Annotated in this window: 1 protein-coding gene; it reads left to right on the forward strand. The window is 64.7% G+C overall.

Annotated elements, in window-relative coordinates; translation table 11 throughout:
• The coding region (locus CSC94_RS23990; RefSeq protein ID WP_114647888.1) for a GNAT family N-acetyltransferase at positions 1-714 on the forward strand (714 nt) is incomplete at both ends.

Consider the following 714-nt stretch of genomic DNA (forward strand, 5'->3'; position numbering starts at 1 on the left):
GACCAGAATGCGCCCGCGCTGTCGAAAATCCTGCCGGTTTCCAGCGCAGACTTCGCCGCCGTCTGGGGCCAGTTCACCGCCCGGCTCGTCTCGGCCGACCTGATCGACATCCCGAAAGTGCCCGACACGATCGAAGGCAGGGAGAACCCGCTCTTTCACCTGCCGGCCTGCGACGCGGATTCGAAGATGTACTGGCTGGATATCTCGCCGTCTGCCCCGCAGGACTGGAGGCGGAAATCGGTGTTCAAGGATGCCCGCGCCAAGGAAAGCAAGCTCGCGCGCCTCGGCATCGATTTCGTCTATTCGCGGGAGACGGGATTCTGTGCCGAGCTTTTCCAGATCCTGCGGGATCAGAGGAACCGGCGGTTCGTGGCGACCGGCCGGGACAATTCGCTGGAAACCCGGCCAGGATACGCCGCGTTCTACGACCTGCTGTGCCAGGGAGCATCGGCCGGCGGGCCCGTGGTCACCTTCTGCCTGCGCAGCAGAACCGAGCTGGTTTCCGCCTATATCGCGCTCGTCGGGCCGGACTCGATCCACGGGGTCCTGATCTCGATCGGCGAGGAGGAGTGGCATCGCTACTCGCCCGGCATGGTCCTCATCACGAAGATCATCGACTGGTCGGAACGCGAGGGGCTGAAGACCGTCTACTTCGGAACCGGGACACAGGACTACAAGCTGCGGTTCGGCGGCCGCGCCATGCGGCTGGGACGC

It is taken from the genome of Zhengella mangrovi (genome assembly GCF_002727065.1).
GTDB lineage: Bacteria > Pseudomonadota > Alphaproteobacteria > Rhizobiales > Rhizobiaceae > Zhengella > Zhengella mangrovi.